The organism is Mesorhizobium sp. M7A.F.Ca.CA.004.04.2.1, from assembly GCF_004022825.1.
Classification (GTDB): Bacteria; Pseudomonadota; Alphaproteobacteria; order Rhizobiales; family Rhizobiaceae; genus Mesorhizobium.
This window is the reverse complement of sequence record NZ_RZPH01000607.1, coordinates 1-3,747: the sequence shown is the minus strand read 5'-3', so window position 1 is coordinate 3,747 and position 3,747 is coordinate 1. Positions and strand designations below refer to the sequence as shown.

Sequence of the window (3,747 nt, the reverse complement as noted above, 5' to 3'; positions counted from 1 at the left end):
GGTCTTGTCAGCCGGCTGGAGGAAGCTGTGCAGCACGCCTTCGTCGCGGGCCGGCGCGACGTCCCAGGCCGCATTTTCCATGAACCAGCCGGGCCGCAGGAAGGTGACGGGAAAATCGAGCTCGCCGAGGGCTTCTTCCAGCATCGCCCGTTGGCTCAACAGATTGTCCACTTCCCCGTCGGCGCCGATGGTGGAGAGGCAGACGACCCTTTCCGGGCGCGCAGCAAGGAGAGCGGTCGTCAGCACCTCATTCTGCTTGGCCGCTTCCGGATAGCCGGGCGCAGGGTCGAATTCCGACGGCGGCAGAATGAAAACGCCAGTGGCGCCCTTGAAGGCGGCAGCAAGCTGGGCGGCGGCGCCCATCTCGGCGAAGGCGATTTCACACCCGCGCTTGCGCCAGATTTCCGCCTTGGCGGGATCGCGCAGCACCGCACGGACCGGTTCTCCGGCTTCGATCAGGGCTTTCGCCAGCGCGCCGCCGACCTTGCCAGTTATTCCTGTAATCGCATACATGATATGTCTCCTTGTGTTGAAATCGGGATGGATCAGGCGAGGCCGTCGTAGAGGCCGCGCTCGAATGTGCCGTAGAGCTTCACGACCTTTTGGTCGTAGAAGGGCAGGAGCTGGGTGAAGATGGCGCCGGTCACCTTCCTGACCGGGTCGAGCCAGAAATAGCAGTTGAGCAGGCCGGCCCAGGAAATGCTGCCTGCCGACCGACCGTTCGGACCGGGCAGCGTGTTGATGTCGAACGAATATCCCCACTTGTGGGGCTCGTCGGGAAACTGGTCGAAGCTCTGCGAATAGGCAGGCTGGGCAGTCCTCATGGCATGGACGTCGAGGTCGCCGATCTGGTTGCGCATCATCGACGCGACCGTTTCCGGCTTCAGCACCCGTACGCCTTTATGAGTGCCTCCGTTCAGCAGCATCCGCAGGAAGGCCATGTAGTCGCGCGGCGTACTGAAGCCGCCGCCGCCGCCCATGAAGAATTCCGGCCGCTGGGGCATTTCGAAGGGCGCGGGCGTCAGGCCGCCGTCTTCGCGACGGTTGTGGAAGGTGGCGACCCTGGCCTTCTGCTTGCTTCCGATCAGGAAGCCTGAATCGGTCATGCCGAGCGGGGCGAAGATGTTCTCGCGGAAATAGACTTCCAGAGACTGGTCGCTGACCGCCTCAACCAGCTTTCCGACCCAGTCCATGCTAATGCCGTATTGCCAGCGTTCGCCGGGATCGAATTCGAGCGGTGCCAGAAAGGCGCCGTTCTTGCACGTGGCGATGTCCGGCATGCCGGTGACGTTCTCGTAGCGGGTTAGTGCATCGCTCCAGATCGAATAGGTATAGCCGGAGGTGTGTGTGAGCAGGTGACGCACCTTGATGGCCAGCTTGGCCGGGCGCAGGCGCGGCTGGCCGTGGCCGTCGAAGCCCTCCAGCACCATCGGATTGGCGAGTTCCGGCAGATATTTCGCCGCATCGTCCTCGGGATTGATCCTGCCCTGCTCGATTAGCTGCATGCAGGCCGTGGCGGTGAAGGCCTTCGTCATGGACAACAGCCAAAATACCGTATCAGCGCGCATCGTTGCTCCGGTGGCCGTACTGGCCTTTCCGAAGGTTCCTTCGTAGATCATGCTGTCTGGTCCTGCCGCGGTGGCAACGACGCCGGCGACGATCCCGTCGCGCACCGCCTGTTCCATGGCCATGTTGATGGACTTGAAGTTGCCGGACCGCGCTTGCCGGTTGGCCGCCAGTGCGTGAACCGGCGTGTTCACCGCGGCGGCGCCCGCCGCCAGCAAAAGGCCGCCACGCGCCAACAGGCTTCTGCGTGAGATCGCATTCATGGATGAATTCCTTCTCGCAAGGTCGGAGACTTCCGCGGTCCGGTGTGCCGCCGGCGCCGTCCCGGCGCTCAAAAATCATCTATGGGAAGCGACGCGATGATTCACGCGCAATAAGATCAAAGATAAGATGACTCAAAATCATCATGATGGGCTATTAACGATCATCGACCTTGCAACGGAGTTAGGGCATGAGTTTCGACACGCGGCTGCTGACCGGGGTCGGTGTTTTCGGGGCGGTGATGGAAGCGGGCAATTTCGTGCGGGCCGCGGATGTTCTCGGTCTCACGCCATCGGGGGTCAGCCGTGCGGTGGCGAGGCTCGAACAACGTGTCGGTGTCAGGTTGTTCGACCGCAATCCGCGCGAGGTCGCGCTGACGGAGGAGGGCGCGCGCTTCCATGCCCGGATAATGCCGCTGCTGGCCGGACTGGAGGAGGCGGCCTCCGAAGCCGCCGGTTCGGCGGCATTCGTGGGCGGGCGGCTCAGGGTATCGATCGATCCCTGGTTCGCGCGAATGGTGCTGGCGCCGAGGATCGGTGAATTCCTGGCACGCTACCCCGCACTGTCGCTCGATCTGACCACCAGCAACTATCGCGAAGAGTTGATGAGCGGCGCGGATGTCGCCGTGCGCTTCGGTCCGCCGGACGAATCCTCGCTGATCGCGCGCAAACTGCTGGACGTCCCGGTGCTTACCTGTGCCGCCCCAAGCTATCTCGACCGTCACGGCATTCCAGCCACGCCCCACGACCTGATGCACCACGATTGCATCCTATTCCGCGACCCGCAGACCGGGCGGCCGTTCACCTGGGAATTCCGAGGGGATAACGGGGCCATCGAGATCAAGGCGTCGGGGCGGTTGGTCTTGGACGATCCCTCCGCCGCCGTCGCGGCCGGTCTCGCGGGGCAAGGCATATTCCAGAGCCTTGCCATCGGCCTGGACGAGTGGCTTGAGAGCGGGGCGCTCGCGACGATCCTGGCGGAATGGTCAGACGAGCAGTTTCCGCTTTACGCCTATCATCCGTCACGCCACATGCCGCCTGCAAAAGTGCGCGCTTTTCTGGATTTTGTTCAACGGATCGCGGCGGAGTAGCGCGGGGCATTCTTGCCGCACGGCCCTAGCTGCCGCCGGAAAAAATGCTTGCTGCCTCGCATGATGGTGTTCCATATCGGTCATATGAGCCGACGGGGAGCCGGTCACCATCGGTCGAGCGGCCGAAATGCAATCGACGCCTCAGCCGCTGGATATCATCGCCTGGTCGGGCCGCTTGAAATTCGGAATTGGCTCTTATCTGCTTTTTCGTGATGACTTGCCAAAATCTTTAGCCGACAGACCACATGCCAACGGAAGTCCAAAGTCTCCCGTACCCAGCCACGTCAGCCTTTGGTCCTGATCTCATCTGACGCCAGGATGTCTGTGATTCACCGGATGCCCGGCGCGCCTTACCGCGTAAGTCTGCCTTCTTGGCCTCGCTTTCCAGAACCTGCCAGTCTCCTTCCGGCCCCAAACCCGACATTTAGAGATGGCCTGAGGGAGAACCGCTTTTGGTGCAACTTTGACCTTGTCGGCATCCGAGTTCGTGCAGCTGAACCCAGGTCGCTCTGGATCCTACGGGCGTCATGTGGTGGGACAAAAACATTGAAAAACATTGGAACAGATTTGAATGCTGCGCGGTCCCACCGACCTCTAACCGCTTGATTTGATTTATTTTCCAAACATCCTCCGGGCCCACCATTATCTTATTTATCAATAAGGTATCGTGTTTTATTTGCCTCGGTTAGCCAAATCAGGTTGACGAATCCGTCGATCTCCTTGAATTCATTGATTTATAATGGGCTCCCGAGGACTGCCGATCAAACTGCTTTACAACACGGGGCGGCGCGAAAGGAATCGAACTGCCCGCAATGCGCTCGTTCCATCCG

Annotated in this window: 3 protein-coding genes; 1 reads left to right on the top strand and 2 read right to left on the bottom strand. The window is 61.1% G+C overall.

The features are described 5' to 3' along the window. Both EN893_RS23615 and EN893_RS23610 read right to left on the bottom strand, forming a co-directional pair. Nucleotides 1–513 (bottom strand): NAD(P)H-binding protein (locus EN893_RS23615; protein WP_164901048.1); only part of this gene is annotated, 513 nt, incomplete at its 3' end. Nucleotides 514–545: 32 nt separating this feature from the next. After that, nucleotides 546–1,829, bottom strand: a complete 1,284-nt coding sequence (locus EN893_RS23610) for a serine hydrolase domain-containing protein (RefSeq protein WP_127269703.1) — start codon at nt 1,827–1,829, stop codon at nt 546–548. A gap of 188 nt (nt 1,830–2,017) precedes the next feature. On the opposite strand from EN893_RS23610, the gene EN893_RS23605 reads away from it, so the two are divergent. After that, nucleotides 2,018–2,917 (top strand): LysR family transcriptional regulator, encoded by a 900-nt coding sequence (locus tag EN893_RS23605; RefSeq protein WP_127269705.1) that lies wholly within the window; start codon nt 2,018–2,020, stop codon nt 2,915–2,917. The last annotated feature ends 830 nt before the right edge of the window (nt 2,918–3,747 follow it).